Genomic DNA, 23663 nt, shown 5'->3' with positions numbered 1-23663 from the left:
AAAGCTTTTGAACATATAAAAAAAGTTTTTATATTTGCACACCAATTTAAAGCAAGCCCGGTTGGCGGAATTGGTAGACGCGCTAGACTCAAACTCTAGTATCGCAAGATGTACCAGTTCGATTCTGGTACCGGGTACTAAAAACCTCTGAGATTAATTTTCAGAGGTTTTTTATTGATTTTTATTCTCATATTTTCAATATACTTCCAAATAATTTAGTTTTAAAATCAGAAATACTTATTCTATTCTCATCTCTAATTTGAAATCAATCTTGAAAATAACCCATAAAATTCTTTTAATGGTACAAATTTGGATAATTCACCCATAGAACGATCAATTATTATAAAAATTAATAATATGGGAATTTTAACTTCTTCACCTTTTTGGTTAATCACAAATCATCTTTTTAAACTTCCATTTCTGCATTACAACACTGCACAAGGACTATTATTTGTTTTATGGATGATTTAGATCTGAATAGAAGATTTAAATAGTATTAATAATTGTAATCACATCACATCAAAATTTTGAAATGACCTTTTACACCAATCACAAAAACAATATTATGAACAGAGACGGAAAAAATCAGAGCTTTTGGGAAAACCAATCGCAACATGAAAAATTAAAAAATTACAGTCATACAGATTTTGACACCATTATCGTTGGTGCCGGAATAACGGGAGTTACTTTAGCTAAAGAATTACAAAACCGCGGTCGCCAATGTCTTTTAATTGAAAAAGAAAATCCCGGATTTGGTACAACCGGCGGAACTACAGCACACATCAACAATTTTTTTGATTCGTCATATGATGAAATCATCAATAACTTCGGTGGAGAATCTGCTATTCTGTTGGCCGATGCCGCGAAAGAAACCGTGCGCTATATCAAGCAAAACATTGTAAAACACCACATTTCCTGTGATTTTAACGAATGTAACTATTATCTGTTTAGTGTTGATGAAAAACAGTCAAAAAAACTTGAAGATATTTTAGAAGCACATCAAAAAGTAGGAATTGATACAGAACCTATTTTCAGCATTCCGTTTACATTAGAATTCGAGAAAGCTATAGAAATAAAAGGTCAGGCGCAGTTCCATCCTCTAAGATATATTAATAAACTGCTGAAAGAATATGTAAAAAACGGGGGTTCTGCCGTAACAGAAACCCAAGTTTTAGATTATGAAAATAAAGATGGAATTATTACAGTTAAAACCGATAATGATTTAACGTTTACCGGGAAAAATCTAGTCTGGGCTACACATATACCGCCCGGAAACAATCGTTTCAGTGTACTTCTTGCTCCTTACAGAAGCTACGCTGTGACTTTAAAATTAGCCAATCCTGTAAAAACATTAGCGCAAACTGCTGACCTTTACGATCCTTATCATTATGTACGTTATCACAAATCCGGAAACGATTATTTTTTAATCGCGGGAGGCTATGACCATAAAACAGGTGATGAAAAAGACACTGAAAAGCATTTTGAAGATCTCATGCAGTACGTTGATGACAATTTTAAATATAAAGAAGTTGTAGCGAAATGGTCATCACAATATTATCAGTCGGCCGACGGTTTGCCGTATATCGGGAAAATGCCGGGAGAAGATAATGTCTACATTTCTACAGGATTCACAGGAAACGGAATGACGTTTGGCACTATGACATCGGTCGTGATTCCTGATCTTATTGAAGGAAAAGAAACCGAATTATCAAAGCTATTTGCACCAAGCCGTATAAAACCAATCGCAAGTGCCGGTAATGTTTTGGATGAAGTTGTAAATGCATCAGTTCATTTTGTAAAAGATAAATTTTCTGCAGATAAAATCGAGGAGCTTAATGACCTAAACAATGGGGAAGGCAGAATCATTAAACACGAAGGCGAAACCTTTGCTGCTTATCGGGATTCAAAATCAGAGATTCATCTGCTAAGTCCTGTCTGTCCGCACACCGGATGTAATGTTGCATGGAATCCTTCGGAAGTTACTTGGGATTGCCCTTGTCACGGTTCGCGTTTCGATATTGACGGAAAATTGCTTAATGGACCCGCAATGACAGGTCTGAAAAAAATAGACAATAAGGAAGAATAATATATAAACAGACCGAAATCTGAATATCAATTCAAATAACATGATATGAAAGATCAAGACAATTCTGAATTCAGAGGCGGACAAAATCAAGTGGTAGAACCCGAAACCTATCGCGACTCTATTGGTACAATGGAGCAATCCGGAAAGAGAAAATGGGTATTTCCGAAAAAGCCAAAAGGCAGATACACCAATTATAGAAATTTGGTGGCATACACTTTATTGACGTTTTATTTCGTGCTCCCCTTTATTAAAGTGAATGGCAACCCTGCCCTTTTACTGGATATTATCAACCGTCAGTTTTTTATCGCCGGGCAACCTTTTTATCCACAGGATTTTTTCATTTTAACATTAGGAGCTATAGTTTCACTTGTTTGCATTATCATTTTTACAATTGCTTTTGGGAGAATATTTTGTGGCTGGATCTGCCCTCAAACCATATTTCTTGAAAATGTCTTCCGTAAAATAGAATATGCAATTGAAGGCGACCGAAACAAACAGATGAAACTAGACCGCCAGGAATGGAACTCGGAAAAGATTTGGAAAAGAAGCCTTAAATGGGGAATTTATGCTGTTCTTTCACTCATTTTTACGCATTTTATGTTCATGTATGTTGTAAGTTACAAGGAAGTTTTCAGAATAGTTTCTGAAGGACCTTTTGAACATCCTACAAATTTTATAGCGATGATTCTTCTCACTACAGCATTTTACTTTGTATTTGCTTGGTTCCGTGAGCAGGTTTGTACCCTCGTCTGTCCTTACGGAAGGCTTCAGGGAGTTCTCATTGATAAAGAGACCATCAACGTTTTTTATGATTTTAACCGCGGCGAAAACCGTTCAAAATGGAGAAAAGGTGAAGACAGGAAAGCAGCGGGAAAAGGAGATTGCATCGATTGTTATCAATGTGTCGTAGTATGTCCCACGGGAATTGATATTCGCGATGGTCAACAATTAGAATGCGTAAACTGCACCGCCTGCATTGATGCCTGTGATGAAGTAATGGATAAGGTAGGACTTCCGAAAGGCTTGATCAGATATGCTTCAGAGAAGGAAATTGAAACCGGACAACCCTCCAAGTTTACAGGGAGAATGAAAGGTTTTATTATTCTCCTCGTAGGTCTGCAACTGCTTTTGGGTTATCTAGTCTACAGCCGTGCTGACATGGAAGTGAAATTTATAAAGCCGGCAGGAAGTACATTTTTTGTTCGGGAAAACAAGATTACAAACACTTATAATTTCACTTTTTTAAATAAGACCAACGAAAATAAAGTCGTAACCATCAAAATAGTAGAGCCGCAAAATGGAGAAATTTCTTACAGCGCTTCTAGTAAAATCAAAGTAGAAAGAGATAAAATCGTCAAAGGAACAATTAATGTAAGTTTCCCGGAAAAGCAAATAAAACTTTCTAAGCAAAATATAGAACTCGGTGTTTACGATCAGGAAGGCAATCTTCTTGACAGTTATGAGACTTATTTTGAAGGACCTTTTAAAATACAATTTTAGATTTACTGCACTAAGTCTTTAAATAATTAAATCTGCAGCTACATTTTTGCTGCAGATTTTTTTTATTTAAACCTACATTAGCAATCTATTTAGAGTAGTAACAAATAACTAATTAACTGACATGTGATATATCATGATATAAAAAAATTATATTTTAGGACATTTGTATACTAATATTTAGTTAAAAAGATTATAAAAATTCATTTTTATCAAATATGATTCTAATATTTTACGAATATGACCTATATCATATTCTCTTCAATGGTGAATTATCTATCTTTGAAGTACACCATTAGAAAATATTATGAATACATCTCAAGAAAAACTTGCGCGATCCGCAATTCTCAAAACCTTAATCTTTATTTGATCTAAAGATTACCAGAAGATCAATTGTCACAGATCAGAATATTTTAACATGAATATTCGGAAAGATTGTAATCTCAATGATCATATTTCAATTCATCTTCTACAAACTCAAGAATTTGAGTTTGTAAGTAAAATAAACCTAAAAAAATTATATTATGTCTATCAAACCAAGACTCCTGCATTCTGTAGGGGCAACTGAACAGCACTTTTATGCCGGAGATTATATTTTCCGCGAAGATGGTACGCCACAATTTTATTATCAAATTCTGGAAGGCGAAGTAAAGCTCAACAATTACAGCAATGAAGGTAAAGAATTTATTCAAAATATACTTCCTGCCGGCAACTGCTTCGGAGAATCGATGCTATTTTTGGAGAAGCCATATCCCGTGAATGCGGTTGCGCTAAGTAATTGTACGGTACTCAAAATATGCAGAGAAAAATTTCTGACTCTGCTAGATATTTATCCTCATATTGCGCTCGATATATGCAATACGCTTTCCGAAAAAACCTATAACAAATTTATTCTTATGCGGAAAATCTCCAGCAAAAATGCCATTGAGAGATTGACCGAAATTATGGATCTGATGAAAGAACCTCAGCAGAATAAAGAAAAATATACTTTTGAGATTCCGCACACAAGACAGCAGTTAGCATCATTGACAGGCTTATGCGTGGAAACCGCGATAAGAGCAATCAAAAAAATGGAGGGAAGTAAAATGCTTAAGATCACAAACAGGAAAATTTATTATTAACTATTTCCTGTATACTTATTCTTCCCTGGTTGAAATTTGGCATAAAAATAATAATTTAAAACAAGCATATGGTTTTAGTTACCGGGGCGACAGGACTATTGGGCAGAGTTATAGTACTCGAACTCCTTAAAAGAGGCAAAAAAGTAAGAGCTTGCAAAAGACCAGACAGCGATCTTTCTGACGTGCAGAAGTCGTATCAAAATTATACAGAAAATGCCAATTTCTATTTTGATATGATTGAGTGGGTAGATCTTGATTTCAACAGCCATCAATGTTTATATAAAGTTTTGCAAGATATTGATGAGGTCTATCACTGTGCGGCAAAAATCAGTTTTGACCCAAAGGATCGCGACGAAGTACTAGAAACAGGCATAGCACATACAAGAAATCTGCTTCGTGCGTGTATGTATCTTCCGGTGCATAAATTTTTATATGTAAGTTCTGCGGCTACATTGCGAGTCGATAAAAATTTGCTAGAAAGACAGATTAAAGATCCGCTTTCGAAAAAATTTTATTCCGCGTATGTTATTTCGAAATGCATCTGCGAAAAACTGGTCTGGAATGCTTATAAAAACGGACTAAATACAGTAATCATCAATCCCGGAATGATTATCGGCAGCGGCAACCGCACAAAAAACAGTCAGCTTCTTGATTTTTTCCTTACCAGCAGAATAATTTTTTCCGGCGGCACTTCCTGCGTAGATGTGCGTGATGTGGCAACTATTGCGGTAGAGCTTATCGAAAAAAACATCTTCGGAAAACGCTTCTGCATATCATCTGAAAACTTGACCTATAAAGAGTTAATTTCTCTCCTGCGAAAAGTTGTTGGATTACAAAAACCAGTATTATGTCCTGTCACCGTTTTAAAAGTTGTAAAATATTTTAGAAATATCCTGACGATTTTTGACCGAAAGGCAAAATTTTTAACTGACGAAAATATCAGGTTTATCACAGATTTTCAATATGATTCTAATAAAAAGATCAAAAACACTCTGCAACATCGGTTTTATTCTGCTTCCGAGGCAATTAAATTTCATTACGGAAATTACCGCAAATCTGAAACATCGTAATGCTGGTGACTTGTGTTCGTTTAATGTAGTGTTTAAATAAGAGGTGTTTCTTGTTCAGTAGAATCTAAACTTATCATTTTTAATTTCTTTAAATACATCTCTTCAAATTATCCTGAAGGTCTTCTTATTCATAAAAAATTTGTGAATGAAGATAAATTTCTTTAGTAATTAAAATTTTATGATCTGAAACATAGAATAATAGTTTTTGATTTTATAGTTTTGAACATCCGCTTTTAAACGGAATAATTTTTTTTCATCATTTGTGTTTTTAGCCCTTTCTCTGAAAGGGCGTTTTTTATTTAATCTAAAAAATAAAGCCTGCTTGTTCACAAATCTAAATTAATACAAAAAAGACTGCCCGAAGGCAGTCCCACTCAAATAAATATGGCATTACAGTCATTAATACCACAGCATTTTTAAAGTCTTTTTTTGAAAAAGTAATCTTTTAGCATTATTAATTTTGTGTCTCGGGTTTCAGATGCGTAGAATCTGGTCCTGTAGGCGGAGTAGTTTCCGGCAATGTTTTAATGGTGTCTGAACGCCGATCGTTTACAGTAGCTTTTTCGTTCTTATCATTGATGTACTGAGTTTCAGATTTTCTGCAGCTTAAAGAAATTAGTGCAATAGCAATCACAAAATATTTCATAACAATATATATTTAAGTTTAAAATTTGATTTAATATTAAATGTCAGGTTTAATTATAAAAATAAAAGACCTGAATATTATTTAGCCCACGCCTTTATATATTCGCGGTTTAGTCTGGCAATCGTGTCTAAAGAAATATGTTTTGGACATTCCACTTCACATGCTCCTATGACCGAGCAGTTGCCAAATCCTTCCTCATCCATCGCTTTTACCATATTGAGCACTCTCCTCTTCCGCTCCACCTGGCCTTGAGGCAATAACGCAAGATGCGAAATTTTGGCACCAACAAAAAGCATCGCAGCACCATTGGGACAGGTTGCAACGCAGGCACCACAACTGATGCAAGCCGCAGCATCCATAGCATTTTCGGCATTTTCTTTATTCACTAAAATTGCATTTCCGTCTAAAGTATTCCCGGATGTATTTACAGAAATAAATCCGCCCGCCGCCATGATTCTGTCAAACGAACTTCGGTCTACGATCAGATCTTTTATGACAGGAAACGCTACACTTCGCCATGGTTCTATGACGATAGTCTGGTTGTTGGTAAACATTCTCATGTGAAGCTGGCAGGTTGCGATCCCGGTATCCGGACCATGCGCTCTCCCGTTGATGTACAGAGAACACATCCCGCAGATGCCCTCGCGGCAGTCGTGATCAAACGCTACCGGCTCTTTATCAGCTTCTATCAGTTGCGCATTTAGTACGTCTAGCATCTCTAGAAATGAAGAATCTGTAGAAATATCCGTGAGCTTGTAGATTTCAAAATGTCCCTTGGTACGGTTATTTTTTTGCCTCCATATTTTAAGTGTGAGATTTAAATTTTGTTTTGCACTCATTTTTTTATTTTTTTGAGTAAATATTATAGAATTTAAATTGATCTGAAACTGTATATCGTAGTATTTTGAAATCTTACTATTTTATTTCCCGTCTTAATTCATCAAAAGGAAACAAAAATTTAGAGAAATCTCTGAGGCTTAATCCTTATCAGAAATGCGGAAAACATCTTCCGGATGATCATCTTCCAGAGGAGCGCGTACTTCTTCCTTTTTGTACTTTCTTATGAAAATGTAGATAACGAATGCCAAAAAAATAAGCATTAAACTGATCAAAGACAGCACTTCATACATTCCGCTTTTATCAGTTTCTGAAAACAAAAGCACTATTAAATTTTTCATTATGAATCTTTTAATTATTGTTAAATGCTGTTTTGATTTCTGTTGTCCTGATATCTGTTCCCAGTCTCTGCAGATATGAGATAAGCGCAATAATCTCCTTTTTTTCCAGTTCCTTCTGTGGACGAGACGCGTAGGCAGCTCTCAGATCCGGAGCCTCTACAAATATATCTCGCACAATTGCGGCAGCCTGATTATCTGCCCAGCGATCAGCAGAATCTATCTGAGCTTTTGTGTACGGAACATCAAATGCATTTTTCATTAATTTAATCTTCTCAATCATCACAGAGCGATCGAGATTGTTTGAGATCAACCAAGGATATCGCGGCATGATCGATCCGGCTGATGTAGTTCTGGGATTGTACATATGTTTGTAATGCCAAGAGCTGGGATTTCTTCCGCCTTCTCTGTGAAGATCCGGGCCTGTTCTTTTTGATCCCCATAAGAACGGACGGTCATATACAAACTCGCCTGCTTTAGAATATTGTCCGTTTTTACCATTAAATCTAATCACCTCATCTCTGAACGGTCTAACCATCTGGCTATGACAGGCATTGCAACCTTCACGTATGTACAAATCTCGTCCTTCTAGTTCCAGCGGAGAGTATGGTTTTACGACAGTGATTATAGGAACGGAACGATCCATAGACAATGTAGGAATGATCTCAACAAGACTACCCACAGACAATGCGAAAAAAGACAGAATCCCCAAAAGCACAGGCATACGTTCCAGCCACAAGTGAGCGCCCTCGCCTTCTTTTCTTTTTCTGCTGATATCAGCTAAAGCATAAGCTTCTGCGTGTACATTTTTTTCGAATGACCCTTTTCGTACAGTCGCAATTAAATTGATAACCATAAGAATGCCTCCTGTAAAGTAAAAGAGCCCACCCACAAACCGAAGTTTAAAATAAGGAATTATTGCCGTCACCGTGTCTAGCCAATTTTTCCAAAGTAATGTACCATCAGGATTAAACTGCTTCCACATCAAACCTTGTGTAAAACCCGATATGTACATAGGCACTACATAAAATATTATCCCAAGCGTACCGAGCCAGAAGTGCCAGTTAGCGAGCCTCACCGACCATAGCTGCGTTCTCCACAATATAGGAATGAGATAATAGATAACGCCAAATGCCATAAAACCGTTCCATCCCAATGCTCCCACGTGAACGTGACCAATTACCCAATCTGTAAAATGCCCAATCTTATTAATATTTTTTGTCGCCAGCAAAGGACCTTCGAATGTTGCCATACCATAACACGTTACTGCAACAACGAAAAACTTCAAAATCGGACTTTCGCGAACTTTATCCCAAGCTCCTCTTAAGGTGAGAAGACCATTGAGCATCCCACCCCATGAAGGAGCGATGAGCATGATAGAAAAACCGGTACCCACGGCCTGCGCCCACGCAGGAAGAGATGTATATTGTAAATGATGCGGACCGGCCCAAATGTATACGAATATTAACGACCAAAAATGGATGATCGACAGTTTATATGAAAACACAGGTCTGTCTGCAGCTTTTGGGAGAAAATAATACATAAGACCCAACACAGGAGTTGTTAAAATAAAAGCAACCGCATTATGACCATACCACCATTGTACTACAGCGTCTTTTACACCGGCATAAGCTGAATACGATTTCCAGCCTGTGAAACTTAACGGAACTTCAAGATTATTAAAGATATGCAGCATCACAACCGCAATCCAGGTACCGATATAGAACCATATCGCAACATAAAGATGACGAACCCTTCTTTTGGCAATGGTAAAAAACATATTAAGACCAAATACAATCCATGAAAAGGCAATCAGAATGTCTATCGGCCATTCGTGTTCGGCATATTCTTTTGAAGTATTGATTCCCATGAAAAAAGTAATGTATGTAGCTACAATCATGAGCTGCCATGTCCAGAAATGCACCCAGGACATGACATCACTATACATTCTTGTCTTCAGCAATCTTTGAAGAGAATAATAAACACCAACGAAAACGACATTGCAAACAAAAGCAAAAATAACGCTTGTGGTATGAAGCATCCGGATTCTTCCAAATCCGAAAGCTCCCTGAGTACTCATCAATCCCTGAATGTTTTTAGAAGATATTGATCTGATCGTAGGATCATCAGTACCAAATAAAAACTCCGGCAGCTCGGGATAGAAAAGCAGTAAGGCTGCGGTAAGTCCGAACAGAAATCCAATAAGGGCAAAAACAACGGTCGCATATAAAAAAGCACGAACAATTGCGTTGTCATAACTAAATTTTTGAGGCTCCATAATTATTTGAGTTTATGATATATAATTTTTATTTGCTTAAATACTTCTAGCATTATCTGTTTACGTTTTAAATTAAATAATATAAAATCTCCGAAGATCACGACTTTTATTATTCACTTAAAGCAACACATTCCCGAAAAAAATTAGAACAAATCATGTTAATCTTATACATTAGTTTCCCAGCACATCAATATTTTGATATGTAACTGAAGTTGTTGAAAAATTGAAGGTGTTGTAAATTACAACAAGACCTGCGAAAGTTTAATTATTTATTTGGAACCGACATTGTCGAATCTCTGGTTTGAGAATTCGCCGTGTCACTTGTAGAAGGTGAAACTGCCGTCGCATTATCGGTTGTAGATGGTGTAGAATTCGTATTGGTAGAATCTGCAGTCGTAAGGTTATCAGTATTATTGGAAGTTGACTGAACATCTTTTTTACAGCTGACGACAACAAAGACTAGGGCAACAACTGCCGTACTAAGTGATTTCATATGATGATATTTTAATTTGGTATTCAAAGCTAAGAACAACAAAAAAAAATTCCTATGATTATAGTCATAGAGAAGAAGAAAAATCACAAACAACTATCAATCAAATTGTTAATTCGGATAAAATTGAAAAAACCAAAATACTGCTGATGAAATTCGATTTAAAATTATCACAACAGCAAACTGTATATCAATGTTTTTTAATTGCTACTTCCAAATTACTGTAGGATCTGAAAACGCTTCGGCTCCTGCAATATAATAAGCAAAAATAAGATAAAGAATGTACACCAAACTCATACTTATACCTATGATACTGAGCTTCCTACCAGTTTTTAAACTATCAAGATTATCATACTGCATTTTATTTTTCTCGTAGTATCTTATATCTTTTCTGTATAATATAAGTGCAATAATACCCGTCATGATTCCCGGCAAACCGTAGCAGCAGCAAAGAGCAATTGATGAGATACCCAAAACAAGTACAGCAGTTGCGTATGGTAATCTGGAATTTCGCATAATGTTCGTCGTGCTATTTAGTATTTATTTAAAAATCTATATCAAAATTTCTTCTAAATTTCAATAAATTTCTTTCTTTGATGTGGATCAGGAAGGAAGCATTTTTGTGCTGCAAGTTTCATTCTGTTGCGGGATACTAAATCATAAATGTGATCTCGCAATGGTTTTGGAAGTATTATCCCAATATTCAGCGGAGCATAAATACCTCCCAAAAGTCTGGCAATTTTCAAAACAGCACCAGACTTACTAAGGTATTTTCCGTCTGGTTTCAGCAGATAAAGTGTATTGAATTGTTTTGTTTCGAGATTGTGATCTGAAAGAAATTTCTGACCAAATTCAGATTGTAATGATGCAAATAAGAATCGATCTTTACGATCCCGCTCAAGAATCCATTGAACCCAAAAATTACAAAATCCGCAATCTCCGTCAAAAAAAACTACATTTTTATTTTTGAAATTAATATCCATGATCTTTATCTTTTTAGTATTAAAATTCAGCTCTTGCACGGAAAAAATAGATTTCGAACTTGTTTAGCTCAAAGATTTTAAAGTACTTATTTAATTACTACTCTGTTTTCCGGATCAAACTTTGACACTATCATTTTCAAATTTTTGTGCTGAGGTATTTCGCTTTGTTTTCTCATCTTCAACCTCTTCCGGAAGATCGCATTTGCAGGAAACACACGATAAACATCCAAATATTGCAAGTAACAAAACCAAATACTTCGGTCGCGCAACAGAACTCTTCATGATTATTTTATTTTTGTCTAAAGTTTTTTTAAGGTCTAAACTGCATCTCGTGATGATGCAAATCAAATTTAGTGTAATGAAAAATCGATTCCTATGACTATGATCATAGAGATAAAATACAACGGTGAAAGGTTTGGAAGATATCGCTGTTAATTTAAATCATTGTGATTCCTGTCATAAAAAAAATGACAGCACACATTTTAAATTTGTAAAGCGAATTTTCGTGATTAAGATTTAATATTTGTGATTTACCTTCCCTTTGCGGAAGGTTTTCTTTGATCTGAATTTTAAAAGATTTGCAGATTTGCATGAAAAATTAAACATCAATATTCTAAACATTTTTTTAATGAAATCAATAGAATATTTTTTCGCCCTGGATTTTTAATATATTTTTCTGCTCCATTTTATCGATTGCCGAGATCGCAGTTTCCAGTGAAAGACCAGTCAGCGATGCAAGCTGCTCTTTGCTGTGAGGAATTTCCAAAGAAAATTTTTCTTTGTTGATGTGAGATTCTTTCAGCAGTTCCATTATTTCTATAATCCTTTCTTCGGGATTGGGATCTGTAATAACCCGCATCAGTTTTTGCTTCTCAAACGTATTATCTGCTAATCTCGAATACATATCCACAAAAACACCGGGATGATCTCGAAGCAATACAAAAAATTCTTTGCTGGCGAGTTTCAGAACCGTGCAATCAGAAAGAGCAACTGCATTTACAGGATATGGCTTCCCCAAAATGAGCATAGATTCTCCAAAGCAGGATTTACCACTGATAATATTCTGTATAAATTCTTTTCCTTTATCAGAAAAACTGTTCAGTTTTACCTCACCTGTTACAATTTGATAATAATATTCCGGAACCGAACTTTCACTAAAGATGACATCACCTTCATCGTAATGCTCTTCTGTTGCATTAAAATTCCGTAAAAGTGTTTCTTCGATAGCCATACTGCAATTTTTATTGTTTAATTTTTTTAGTTAAAATGTATTTCACATTTTAGAAAACTGTACAATGTATTTTTAGTCTTGCCAAAGATAAATAGATCGTTAAGTCACATGATATGATCTAGGTCATAAATTTATTTTATATGGAAATAATTTGTAATTCCCAAAAAATACACAACTCAAGTAGTTACTTAAATCATTGTTTGTAAACTTATTGCAGTTTTTATTTAACTATAAACGAAACCGAAACACTGTTTTATGGTATCATCTTTTATCATCAATGATTTAGATCATAATAGAAAATGTATTATGCATGTATATTTGTGATACGTAGATTTTAATATTACCACCACAGCTTATCAGCTATCTCATTGTGAAATTGGTTTAAGACAGAATTATGGCTATAAAAGAAGACTTGCTTATTGATTTCGGAGCAGAAAGTATTCTCTTATCAGAATCAGAATTTCTTTTTCAGGAAGATATTCCTCCTATTTATTATTATCAGATTACAAAAGGTAAAATTAAACTTTCTAATCACAAACCCGGAGACGGAGAATTTATACACAGCATTCACGAAGAAGGCGAGTCTGTAGGTGAAGTTTTTTTATTTTGCAAACATCACCGATATCCTGTCAACGCTCTTGCAATGGAAGATTGTACAGTTTTGCGTTTAGAGCGTCCCAGGCTTTTGCAGTTGTTAGAATCAGATTTTAGTATTCAGATGAAATTTCTAAAAAATTGTGCAGAACATGCCTACTACAACTATGTCTTTCTCAACAGCCTCACTTTACAAGACGCAACCCATCAATTACTTACTGTTTTGGACCGTTTAAAAGAAACTGAAGATGGTGAAGATCAGTACTCTTACAAAGTGCCTTTTACCAGAAAAGAGCTGTCGTCTTTAACGGGTTTGAGGATAGAAACGGTCATCAGAATTTTGAAGAAACTACAAACCGAAAAAGTGGTAAAAATTATTAAAGGAAGAGTTTATTATTAAAGACATGATATTAAACAACCGATATCATTTCTGTGGTCGTCTCTTGCGAAATTACAAAATCGTCAGATGTTATTTGAATTTTGCTTTTAGATTCTGAAAATTCTTTCATAGAGTTAAGATGAATTCTTATCACCCAAATTTTGAAAGGAACACATTGATAATGATAAAGTTGAATAGAATACCAGATGTATTGAAATGTTGTCTGAAGAATCGTTTCCGCGTCATTAGACGATGCTCCAGACTGCAGAGCCATACCGAAAAGTAAACTGCTATACTGATCATACAGATAATCAAATGCTGCTACATCATTGTTTTTCATCATGATGAGCAAGTCTGACTCTGATTCTATATGTTTGGTTTCCTGATTCATCAGTACATTCATTTTTTTGAATTTATGATCTTTTTTAGGCTAATGAATATAACAGAGATCAGTTCAACACAATAATATTTTGAGTTACAGCTCAGAATTTTGAAGCGCTTCAGATGATGATTTTTTTTCTTTTCCTAAAAACTCTTAGAAGTCTGCAATCAAATTCTATGCTACAAATAATAAGCTATCGTTTTGATCTGTAGATATAATGAACCTCTTCACAAAAGTCTGACCATTATTTTTCCGCATCAATAGATATAAATTTGCTTGTCATAAAGAAAATTTATATCCAAATCATTTAGATAATAGGATTATCGAGCAATTTTGTACATTTGTTTTCGAAAGGATTTTTTTATACTACCTTTACAAATAATCCCCAAATAAATCTCTTTTTGAGTCGATGATTAGATTTTTCAATGCTTTAGGTACCGAAGCGCTTCTTGAAATCCTCAACCAGTCAAGCACTGCAACAGCAATTTACACCGGCTCTGATATCAATATTCAGCTGGCAAACAATGCCATGCTTACAATTTGGGGCAAAGACCGCTCCATCATCGGAAAAAAATTCGAAGATGCACTTCCCGAATTGAAAGGACAGCCCTTCACACAACTTCTGAAAAATGTTTGGGAAACAGCTGAAACGTACGAGGCAGTAAGTACGCCGGCAACTTTAGAGATTGACGGAGAAATGGTGACTTCTTATTTTGACTTTATCTACCAACCGATTATCGATAATAAGGGGGAAATCTACTGTATTCTGCATACCGCTTCTGATGTTACAGAGCGCGAAAGAGCCTGGAAACTCCTTCATGAGAAAGAGCAGACTGAGCAGCAAACGAATGAAGAGCTAACGGCCCTGAACGAAGAAATTCTTAGCACAAACGAAGAACTGAGCGCTTTAAACAAAGAATACACAGCAACCAATAGCCAACTTGACGAGACGAATAAAGAACTGCAGCAGACGATTATTGACCTAAACAATTCTAATAAAATTCTTGAATTCAGAAACAGAGAATTGAAAGAACTCAACGAAACGATTCTTCAGCTTAATAAAAAACTTTCAGATAGCGAGATCAGTTTTAGCAATCTAATTGATCAGGCGCCTGTTGCTACATTGCTGGTAAAGGGAGACAATTTTATAATTACCATGATTAATGCTTCGATGCTTGAATTAATCGGCAAAGATCATTCAGTGATTGGTAAACCTTTATTTGATGAACTTCCTGAGCTGAAAGGGCAATTGGCCGCCAATATGCTTATAGAAACCTATCAAAAAGGGAAATCGCATACTGACTACTCTAATCCTGTTCTTCTGAACAGAAGAGGCAGTCTGGAAAAAGGCTATTTTAATTTTACCTACACTCCATTTATTGAAAACGGAAAAGTGACAGGCGTTATAGACATGGCCATGGAAGTCACTCCGCAGATGATAGCAATTGAAGAGCGCGATAAGATCATCTTGGAAAAAAGTGATTTAGAAGAGACTCTCCGAAAAAGCGAACAGCGTCTGCAAAGTATTTTGGAAACTATGGCAGAGGGCGTAGGTGTTATTGATAATACCGGACAACTGATATATGCCAATCCGATGGCTCAGCAAATATTGGGATTAAGTGAAAGCGTAATAAAAGGCAGAACTTTTGACGATCCCAAATGGCAGAATCTAAGGCTAGACGGCACACCGCTTCCCGCAGAAGAGCACCCTATGGCAATTATGATGGCTACAGGAAAACCTGTCTTTGATCACGAGATTGGCGTACAACCGCCAGATAGAGAGCGATTTTATATTTCGATCAATGCAGCACCAATATTTGATAAAGAAGGCAACCTTTCCGGCGGGATAGGAACCTTTATGGATGTTACCACAAGAAGAATGATCACACAGGGAAAAGACGATTTTATCAGTATCGCAAGTCACGAACTTAAAACTCCCGTAACTGCTCTTAAAGCATCATTGCAGCTTTTACAACGGTCACACGATAAATTTTCAAGTGAAATTCGTACCAAACTTTTAGATCAGTCAATCAAAAGTTTAGATAAACTTTCTCATTTGCTAACAGATCTTTTGGATACAACACGTATTGAGCAAGGTCAACTTAAATTAGTAAAACGACCCTTGATTATTGCAGAACTTTTTGAAGACTGTCGATCGAGCGTTATCCAAAATACTACTCAGCAAATTATTTTTGAAGGTGATACATCGCAGACTCTTGAAGCAGATCACCAGCAGATTGGTCAGGTGATGGTAAACTTTATAACGAATGCTATCAAATATGCTCCGGAATCAGATAAAATCATTATCAAAGCAGACCGGGTAAGCGATCATGAGATCAAAATAAGCGTTATCGATCACGGACCGGGAATTCCCCAAGAAAAGGTGCAACATCTTTTTGAGCGTTACTACAGGACAAATTACCACGGACAGAAATTTACAGGTTTAGGTTTGGGATTGTACATCAGCGCAGAAATAATTAAGAATCACGGTGGAAAAATTGGAGTCGATACAGAATTAAACGTAGGTAGTACATTCTGGTTTACTCTGCCTCTTACGAACGAATAGAATAAATTTGTAACCGATTTTATGAAAGAATTATTTCCTGAAAGTACACAAATACAAACCGTTTCCACTTTTTCAGATTTTATCGACACCGCTTTTGAAGGTGAGAAAAATGCAATTTTCTGGATGAGAAATCTGGAAGGAGATTTTGTAGAAGTTGTCTCAAAACTTGCACTAAAAGATGATATTACGGAAATTTCTCCCGAAGATATTCTATCGCTACATCTCTCTAAAAATGGTGATATTGCAAGAAAAATTATTTTAAATGATCTGAAAACATTATCTGATTCCGGAGCAAAACCAACCCTTAATCTACTGAAAAATTATGAGCGGGATCTAGAGTTTGATTTTATTTCGACAGATGTTTATTCCTTTCATGTAGACCGTTCTCCTATTCCTACAAGTACTATTTTATGTACATATTACGGAGCCCCAAGTGAAATTTTGCCTAATAATCAGGCGGTTCAAAAGATCATGATTCCAGAGATTAGAGCAAAGTTGAGAGAATTGCACACCGGATCATATGAAGACTTTAATACTTTTCTGGAAGAATATTTTTTCGATCTTCATTACGAGCCAAAGCCCAATGCTCAGCCAATAAATTTAGGTATCGGGCATCTGTGGAAGCTTTCCGTAGATCATCCCGAACAAAAGGTTTTGCCATGCATCCACCGGGCTCCCAAGGAAAATAAGGATGAATTTAGATTGCTTCTGATTTGTTGATTTTTAAATCTTTGCCACACCTGATTAAAATTTAGACCTATAAAATTAATTGTAGATCCACATCAAAACCGGATTTTCGGATTTTTGAATCATCGGATCAATTTCTCTCATCGCATTATTGGAAATTGTAGGACAACCCCAACCTTCCGGTGAACCGTTTGGGAAAACTTCATTATCACTCATCAAATTCCACGAATGAAAAACAATAAATCTCTTTATCGCATTGTTGTTGGTTTCATCCAATCCATGCATGAGATATTTTACGTTAATTCCCCAATCGCTTTGACCTCTTTCAGATAACTTATATTTGCCCAATGATGAAAGGTGACTTCCATCTTCGTTGCTGAAAGTTGGGCTTTCTTTAGATTCATCACTATTCCACTTATTATTGCCGCAACCATGACCTACGAGATGTTTCGTTTTGATTCTATTGGCTTTAAAATCCCACACCACAAAACGATTAACTCCGGAATGCAAACTCATATCAATCAGAATACAGAAGTCGGTATTCATCTTTTTTCTTTTGCAAAACTCCAGAGCTTCAGCAGCTTTCTTCTTTGTTTTATTTAAATCTAACTTGGGTTTCTCTACTTCTTTAATAATCGTATTCTGTAAAGTATTACGTTCATTAATCTCTCGCTTGTTTTTACACGACAAAAAACAAATCAGAATAAAAAATATAGATAGCGTTTTCACTGCTATTTATAATGTTGAAAAATCCCAAAATCAGTAGGTGTCCAGAGTGCAGCTTTTTGTCCGGCTGATTTTAAGGCATCATTAGTCCACGTATTGCAGGTATTGAGAAAGCTATATCTTCCCGTTGCATCATAAAATGCGTCGTTATCGCTATATACAGCATTGGTAGGAATTAAAATAAAATTTCCGTTTTGATCTCTGTCAAATTTAGCATCCACAAATTTTACCAAATCTTTATACTGATTTCTGCTGATCATTATTTTTTTGCAGTCATCAGCTTCAGTCATGGTTTTATAGTATGAACAATGCATCGCCGATTCGCTCAACCAAAACGCCGCGTTAAAAGCTGTTGAAAATTTCAGATCTGCCCAGGTTGGCGTATCAAGATAAAAGCCCTTATCGCCCCATCCAATTCCTACGTAATTGTAATCTGTTTTTTTGGATTTTGTATTCGCAAAAGGTATTTTGGAACTCCAGTCGTACAAATCATTTTTCACTGGCATTACAATATCTGTGTGAACGCCATTAGTATAAATATAGATGGGGATTTCTTTTTTCTCACCGTCGTTTTTTGCTGACACCTCAATTAAGGGTAGTGTGAGTGCCAGAAGCACGTAAAGCACAACAATTCCCAGAATGATCCCTATAGTTTTTAAAAAATAGATCAATATAATTTTTGCACTCATGTTTTTACTTTAGATTAATAAAATTTAATTTCAATATTGCGTAAAAGTATTTGTTTTAGTTGGAAAAATAAGTAAATTTAGATATCAAACTTTCGCAAATATGCAAAAAACCACGAAATCTCAAAAAAGATTCAAAGTAAGAGTAAAAACTGCACCGAAAAGAGTTCCAAAAAAACGTTGATTTGTGAGAGATTTTATCTCCTGAGAGTCAATTTTTCTATAGGAAAAACTTTTTTAAGTTTAATGACAATAATCTTAGAATCTCCTTCAAGCTAAGCTTAAAGGCAAGATCAACAACCCTATTTATTTTGGAACTTAAAATTCCGAACAGAATATATAGCCCCATAAAATGAGCTACAAAATTTTAAGATCGGTCTAAAAATTCAATATTTCTTTTTAATCCTGCAAATTTCGTTCTTTTCACAGGAGATTTTTTGAAGATTTCTGAGAATATTTCCTGAGTAATTTCTTTCCATTCTCCTTTCTTGAAATTTTTTAAAAATTCGTTTGGTTTAAATTTACTCTGAACATTCGGAACCGAAAAACGATTCCACGGGCAAACGTCCTGACAAATATCGCAACCAAACATCCAGTCTTCCATTTTATCTTTAAAATAATCAGGAATATCACTTTTCAGTTCTATCGTTGCATAAGAAATACATTTGCTTCCGTCAATTATTTTATCTGATACAATCGCATCCGTAGGGCAAGCATCAATGCATTTTCTACAGCTCCCGCAATGATCAGTGGTTTCATGATCAGGAATTAAGTCTAAATCACAGATAATTTCCGCCAAAAAATAAAATGATCCGCTCTGTTTTGTAATTAAATTTGCATTTTTACCAACCCAGCCGATACCGGATTTTTTCGCCCAGCTTCTTTCTAAAATGGGCGCAGAATCTACAAAAACACGAAAACCAAAATCCCCTATTTCCTGCTGTAATTCAGAAACCATTTCGCGAAGAATCTCTTTTATAACTTCATGATAATCTTCTGCATATGCATATTTTGAAATCTTAAAATTTTCTAAACTTGAAATTTTTTCCTCCGGAAAATAGTTATAGGAAAGAGAAATTACAGATTTCGAATATTCAACCAGCAATCTGGGATCTAGTCTCTTATCGAAATGATTTTCCATATATTTCATTTCGCCGTGGAAATTATTTTTCAGCCATTTTTCTAAATGTTTAGCATCAGCTTCAAGAAAATCAGCTCTCGAAATACCACAGTTTTGAAACCCAAAACTTTTGGCTTTGGTTTTAATTAAGTCTGAATATTTTTCTGAGTTTGAATTCATTATTTACATTGCAAAACTAAGATTATTTTATAAATTTGTTGGTCTTTGGATTTGTGAAAAATTCACTCAACAATTATCCATTAAACTCTAAATAAACAAATATTATGTCATTAGCAGAAGTATTAAAATCAGGAAATTATGCACTCATCGATGTTCGTGAACCAATGGAACTGGAAATGGACGGAAATATAGAAGGAGCTCAAAATATTCCTTTGGGTGAAGTAGAAGACAGAAAAGAAGAGATCTTATCTATCGAAAAACCTGTCGTTCTATTTTGCAGAAGCGGGAACAGAAGCGGAAAAGCTCTTGATTTTCTTGAATCTCAAGGATTAAAAGAAGGCTACAACGGTGGCGGCTGGGCTGAGTTGAAAGCGCATTTAGAAGCAAATGAAGGAACTTTTTAAGTTCCTTTTTTTATCTTTAAGAATGAATTTAAAAGAAATATTTTTCCAGATTTGTTTCGATTATACAAATAATCAAACTACAATTGAAAGTCTGTGGTGGGAAATTGAAACTCACTATTCTGAAAAAAGCAGATATTATCATAATCTGAAGCATCTGGAAAATATGCTTTCAGAGCTGGAATTGGTGAAAGACAAAATCCTGAATTTTAATACTATTTGTTTTTCAGTTTTTTATCATGATGTAATTTATGATGTAACTTCAAAAATCAATGAAGAGAAAAGCGCAGAATTTGCAAAAGCAAGACTTCAAAAATTAGGTTTAAACAAAACAGATCTTTCAGAAATTTCAGAACAGATTCTAGCCACAAAATCACATCAGAAGTCGGTAAAAAGAGACATCAATTATTTATTAGATGCTGATTTGTCTATTTTGGGAAAAGATTCTAAAATTTATCTTGCATACACTAAACAAATAAGAAAAGAGTATTCTACATATCCTGATTTTCTTTATAAACCAGGAAGAAAGAAGGTTTTGCAGCATTTTTTGGAGCTCGAAAATATTTTTAAAACTGAGGATTTTAGTGATCGATATGAACTTCAGGCGAAAGAAAATATTGAGGTTGAGTTAAAAAGTTTGCGAAATTAAGTACAAATTTTAGTCAACAATCTCTGTTATCACCACCCCTTCAAAAATTCTTTGAATTTTCGACACTCCTCCAAGGGAGGGGAATTTTAGTGTATTATTTTATTAAAGAATTTATAACTAAACAGATTTATTTAAAAAAGTATCGGAGATTATTTAATCAAATTACTCTATTTCAAAATTCAACTTAAAACTTAGGCATTTTTGCATCTTCAAATTCTTTCAGCAAATTATTGAAAACCGCTTCTACCGGAAGAACATCATTAATCAACGCCGAAACCTGACCGATTTCAAGCTCACCTTCTTCCAAATCGCCTTCGAACATTCCTTTTTTTGCTCTTGCTCTTCCCAAAGCAGCAATCAGAGATTCAGAATTTCTTCCTGTATTGTAGATGTCTTCAAGTTCGTGATAGAATTTATTTTTCACCATTCGTACAGGGGCAAGTTCTTTCAATGTAAGATGAGTATCGCCTTCATTCAATTCAGTTATTCTTTTTTTCCATTGATCGTGGGCACTTGCTTCGACGGTTGCAGCGAAACGGCTTCCGATTTGTACGCCATCTGCACCGAGAATCATAGCAGCTTTCATCTGTGAGCCTAATGCAATTCCGCCCGCAGCAATCAAGGGTTTTGATATATTATTTCTTACGTTGGGAATAAGGCAGAAAGTGGTCGTCTCATCTCTTCCATTGTGACCACCCGCTTCAAATCCTTCTGCAACGATAGCATCAACGCCTGCATCTTCACATTTCATCGCGAATTTCGTGGATGAAACAACGTGGGCAACTTTCAAACCTTCTTTCTGAAGAGTTTCTGTATAGGTTTTGGGACTTCCGGCAGAAGTGAAAACAATTTTCACTTTTTCTTCCAGAATGATGTTGATGATTTCCTCTAAATTTGGGTAAAGCAGAGCTACATTTACCCCAAAAGGTTTGTCGGTAGCTTTCTTACATTTTTGAATATTTTCGCGTAAAATATCGGGATACATACTTGCTGAACCTATTAAACCCAATCCGCCACAGTTTGAAACAGCAGAGGCCAATCTCCAACCTGAATGCCAGATCATGCCGCCCTGAATAATAGGATACTGAATTTCAAAAAGTTTGGTGATTCTGTTTTGATTTTCCTGCATATCGTGAAGTTTTTTTGCTGAATTAAAATCTATAAAATTGCTCATGCTGTAAAAATACTAAAAACTGAATTTCTGTAAGATTTATTGTCAACAATTACATAAAAAAACCTCCAGATTATTCTGAAGGTTTTTGAGTCTATTTTTTAATGGATTCTTTTTTCCAGTTTCCTTTAAAATTACAGGTGTCATATCGACCGTCTATAGAAATAAAAGTTGTTGAAATTTTTGAACTTACGTATTTCTCAACCATTTCTGCCTGCTTTTTTCGAAGAGCCATTTGTTTGATTCTGTCGTAATCTGTCTCCAGTGTAATCTGGTGTGACGGAATCACATCTTCTATCTTTACGATCTTAACGACCTTTCTTTTTCTGTCATCCTCATCTTCAAACGCAGCAGTGATATCTCCTTTATTTAAACCTGCCAATTCATAGCTGATTGTTCCAGAAATACTTTCTCTTTCGATCTTATTAGAACCGTCAGCTCCAGGAATTACCCCAGCGTTGAATTTTGTTCTTTTATCATCTGAAAATTTAAATGAAGCATCTTTAAAAGTAAGCTTTTCAGCCAAAATTAAACCTCTTATACTATCTAATTTCTTTTTAGCCGTGGTAATTTCTTCAGCAGTAGGTGTTGCCATCAAGAGAATATGTCTTGCATCGTATGCTTTTCCTGATTTTTTCACAAGCTGAATAATGTGATAACCGAATTCTGACTCAATAGGATCTGAAATTTCACCTTCCTGAAGATTCAGAGCTGCAGCTTCAAACGGTTTTACCATCTGACCTTTAAAAACATTCTTCATTAACCCGCCATTTGGCGCAGAACCCGGATCTTCAGAATAAATTCTTGCCTGGCTTTCAAAACTTTCGCCGCCGGCAATATCCTGCTTGATTTTCTTTAATTTATTGATCAGTTCTTCCTTGTGAGCTTCTGTCAATTTAGGATTCATCACGATCTGAGAGATAGAAATTTCATCTTTAATTTCAGGCAACTGAGTTTTAAACATATTAAAGAAGTCTGTCACCTCATTCGGGGTAACATCTGCCTTTTCTGTAATTCTCTGATATTTTGCTTGTCCGTAATACGTATCTGTATCTATTTTTTCGATAGCATTCTTCATTTCGTAGCCGGTTCTGAATTTATATGCAGTCAACATAGATTTTTCGTCAGGAAACTGAGAAAGCAATTGGTTGTATTTAGCATTTGCCTGATCTTTGATTGCCGCAGAACGATTTTCTATCAGCGTATCTTTTTTAGCCTCGTAAACAAGAAATTTGTTATTGACAAGATTTTCCAGAAATTCACATCTGTCTGTGGTTCCGGCACCTTGCTGTTTACCGTAATTCAATTGTTCTTCTACATCAGATTCCAGAACAATCTCATCGCCAATCACCGCTGCAATACCATCAATCAACTGACCTTGCTTTAGCTGAGCCTGTACATTTGCTGAAAACAACAAAGCAAAAACTCCAAAAAGAAAAGCGATTTTTAATTTATTTATCATTATACTATTTTAAACGAGTTGCAAATTTATAATTCTTAGCGAATTACACTCAATTTTTTATTATAAATATTTCTTAAAAGAGC

At 35.3% G+C, this 23663-nt stretch carries 23 protein-coding genes and 1 tRNA gene; 10 read left to right on the top strand and 14 right to left on the bottom strand.

What is annotated here, in order from left to right; all coding sequences use genetic code 11:
- Window positions 1-55 precede the first annotated feature (55 nt).
- The 5 genes from PGH12_RS17940 to PGH12_RS17920 all read left to right on the top strand — a co-directional run bounded on the left by PGH12_RS17940 (window position 56) and on the right by PGH12_RS17920 (window position 5774).
- Window positions 56-137 (top strand) — tRNA-Leu (locus tag PGH12_RS17940).
- Between the two features lie 395 nt (window positions 138-532).
- Window positions 533-2086 (top strand): FAD-dependent oxidoreductase, encoded by a 1554-nt coding sequence (locus PGH12_RS17935; protein WP_267598242.1) that lies wholly within the window; start codon window positions 533-535, stop codon window positions 2084-2086.
- A gap of 45 nt (window positions 2087-2131) precedes the next feature.
- Window positions 2132-3586, top strand: a complete 1455-nt coding sequence (gene ccoG / locus PGH12_RS17930) for a cytochrome c oxidase accessory protein CcoG (RefSeq protein ID WP_267598243.1) — start codon at window positions 2132-2134, stop codon at window positions 3584-3586.
- Between the two features lie 521 nt (window positions 3587-4107).
- Window positions 4108-4704, top strand: a complete 597-nt coding sequence (locus PGH12_RS17925; protein ID WP_267598244.1) for a Crp/Fnr family transcriptional regulator — start codon at window positions 4108-4110, stop codon at window positions 4702-4704.
- A 68-nt stretch (window positions 4705-4772) separates the two neighbouring features.
- Complete coding sequence (locus tag PGH12_RS17920) at window positions 4773-5774, top strand: NAD-dependent epimerase/dehydratase family protein (RefSeq protein ID WP_267598245.1); 1002 nt, start codon at window positions 4773-4775, stop codon at window positions 5772-5774.
- 454 nt (window positions 5775-6228) lie between these two features.
- On the opposite strand, the gene PGH12_RS17915 is transcribed toward PGH12_RS17920, so the two are convergent.
- The 8 genes from PGH12_RS17915 to PGH12_RS17880 form a co-directional block, all read right to left on the bottom strand.
- Window positions 6229-6420: a hypothetical protein gene (locus PGH12_RS17915; protein ID WP_267598246.1), complete on the bottom strand. Its 192-nt coding sequence runs from the start codon at window positions 6418-6420 to the stop codon at window positions 6229-6231.
- 77 nt (window positions 6421-6497) lie between these two features.
- Window positions 6498-7259, bottom strand: a complete 762-nt coding sequence (locus tag PGH12_RS17910) for a succinate dehydrogenase/fumarate reductase iron-sulfur subunit (protein ID WP_267598247.1) — start codon at window positions 7257-7259, stop codon at window positions 6498-6500.
- Window positions 7260-7397: 138 nt separating this feature from the next.
- Window positions 7398-7598 (bottom strand): CcoQ/FixQ family Cbb3-type cytochrome c oxidase assembly chaperone, encoded by a 201-nt coding sequence (locus PGH12_RS17905; RefSeq protein WP_267598248.1) that lies wholly within the window; start codon window positions 7596-7598, stop codon window positions 7398-7400.
- Window positions 7599-7608: 10 nt separating this feature from the next.
- Complete coding sequence (ccoN, locus tag PGH12_RS17900) at window positions 7609-9873, bottom strand: cytochrome-c oxidase, cbb3-type subunit I (protein WP_267598249.1); 2265 nt, start codon at window positions 9871-9873, stop codon at window positions 7609-7611.
- Window positions 9874-10138: 265 nt separating this feature from the next.
- Window positions 10139-10366: a hypothetical protein gene (locus tag PGH12_RS17895; protein WP_267598250.1), complete on the bottom strand. Its 228-nt coding sequence runs from the start codon at window positions 10364-10366 to the stop codon at window positions 10139-10141.
- A 204-nt stretch (window positions 10367-10570) separates the two neighbouring features.
- Window positions 10571-10879 carry a CCC motif membrane protein gene (locus PGH12_RS17890; protein WP_267598251.1) on the bottom strand — a complete coding sequence of 103 codons (309 nt, stop codon included), beginning with the start codon at window positions 10877-10879 and terminating at the stop codon, window positions 10571-10573.
- Window positions 10880-10932: 53 nt separating this feature from the next.
- Window positions 10933-11346: a thiol-disulfide oxidoreductase DCC family protein gene (locus PGH12_RS17885; protein WP_267598252.1), complete on the bottom strand. Its 414-nt coding sequence runs from the start codon at window positions 11344-11346 to the stop codon at window positions 10933-10935.
- 634 nt (window positions 11347-11980) lie between these two features.
- Window positions 11981-12577, bottom strand: coding sequence for a Crp/Fnr family transcriptional regulator (locus PGH12_RS17880; RefSeq protein ID WP_267598253.1), 597 nt, complete (start codon window positions 12575-12577; stop codon window positions 11981-11983).
- A gap of 394 nt (window positions 12578-12971) precedes the next feature.
- Between PGH12_RS17880 and PGH12_RS17875 the strand changes: the two genes are divergently transcribed.
- Window positions 12972-13571 carry a Crp/Fnr family transcriptional regulator gene (locus tag PGH12_RS17875; RefSeq protein WP_267598254.1) on the top strand — a complete coding sequence of 200 codons (600 nt, stop codon included), beginning with the start codon at window positions 12972-12974 and terminating at the stop codon, window positions 13569-13571.
- Between the two features lie 10 nt (window positions 13572-13581).
- Here PGH12_RS17875 and PGH12_RS17870 read toward each other — a convergent pair whose 3' ends face one another.
- Window positions 13582-13953, bottom strand: coding sequence for an RNA polymerase sigma factor (locus PGH12_RS17870; protein WP_267598255.1), 372 nt, complete (start codon window positions 13951-13953; stop codon window positions 13582-13584).
- Window positions 13954-14341: 388 nt separating this feature from the next.
- On the opposite strand from PGH12_RS17870, the gene PGH12_RS17865 reads away from it, so the two are divergent.
- Together PGH12_RS17865 and PGH12_RS17860 are read left to right on the top strand one after the other, a co-directional pair.
- On the top strand, window positions 14342-16498 hold the full coding sequence (locus tag PGH12_RS17865) for an ATP-binding protein (RefSeq protein WP_267598256.1): 2157 nt from the start codon (window positions 14342-14344) through the stop codon (window positions 16496-16498).
- Between the two features lie 21 nt (window positions 16499-16519).
- Window positions 16520-17218, top strand: coding sequence for a DUF1826 domain-containing protein (locus PGH12_RS17860; RefSeq protein ID WP_267598257.1), 699 nt, complete (start codon window positions 16520-16522; stop codon window positions 17216-17218).
- A 45-nt stretch (window positions 17219-17263) separates the two neighbouring features.
- Here the strand turns inward: PGH12_RS17860 and PGH12_RS17855 are convergent, their stop codons facing one another.
- From PGH12_RS17855 to queG, 3 genes are all read right to left on the bottom strand, one after another.
- A complete protein-coding gene (locus PGH12_RS17855; RefSeq protein WP_271286778.1) occupies window positions 17264-17914 on the bottom strand; it encodes a murein L,D-transpeptidase catalytic domain-containing protein in 651 nt (216 codons plus the stop codon).
- A 2-nt stretch (window positions 17915-17916) separates the two neighbouring features.
- Complete coding sequence (locus tag PGH12_RS17850; RefSeq protein WP_267598259.1) at window positions 17917-18600, bottom strand: TIGR02117 family protein; 684 nt, start codon at window positions 18598-18600, stop codon at window positions 17917-17919.
- Between the two features lie 364 nt (window positions 18601-18964).
- Complete coding sequence (gene queG / locus PGH12_RS17845) at window positions 18965-19897, bottom strand: tRNA epoxyqueuosine(34) reductase QueG (RefSeq protein ID WP_267598260.1); 933 nt, start codon at window positions 19895-19897, stop codon at window positions 18965-18967.
- Window positions 19898-20001: 104 nt separating this feature from the next.
- Between queG and PGH12_RS17840 the strand changes: the two genes are divergently transcribed.
- Window positions 20002-20301: a rhodanese-like domain-containing protein gene (locus PGH12_RS17840; RefSeq protein ID WP_267598261.1), complete on the top strand. Its 300-nt coding sequence runs from the start codon at window positions 20002-20004 to the stop codon at window positions 20299-20301.
- 22 nt (window positions 20302-20323) lie between these two features.
- The gene (locus tag PGH12_RS17835) at window positions 20324-20947 is read left to right on the top strand and encodes an HD domain-containing protein (RefSeq protein ID WP_267598262.1); all 624 of its coding nucleotides are present in this window, start codon (window positions 20324-20326) and stop codon (window positions 20945-20947) included.
- Window positions 20948-21131: 184 nt separating this feature from the next.
- Here PGH12_RS17835 and PGH12_RS17830 read toward each other — a convergent pair whose 3' ends face one another.
- Both PGH12_RS17830 and PGH12_RS17825 read right to left on the bottom strand, forming a co-directional pair.
- On the bottom strand, window positions 21132-22121 hold the full coding sequence (locus PGH12_RS17830) for an NAD(P)H-dependent flavin oxidoreductase (RefSeq protein WP_267598263.1): 990 nt from the start codon (window positions 22119-22121) through the stop codon (window positions 21132-21134).
- Window positions 22122-22212: 91 nt separating this feature from the next.
- The gene (locus tag PGH12_RS17825) at window positions 22213-23580 is read right to left on the bottom strand and encodes a peptidylprolyl isomerase (RefSeq protein ID WP_267598264.1); all 1368 of its coding nucleotides are present in this window, start codon (window positions 23578-23580) and stop codon (window positions 22213-22215) included.
- Window positions 23581-23663: the final 83 nt, after the last annotated feature.

This window comes from Chryseobacterium sp. CY350, assembly GCF_027945075.1.
In the GTDB taxonomy this organism is placed as follows: domain Bacteria; phylum Bacteroidota; class Bacteroidia; order Flavobacteriales; family Weeksellaceae; genus Chryseobacterium.
Note: the sequence above shows the minus strand (reverse complement) of the source record. Positions and strands in the feature narration are given on the sequence as shown.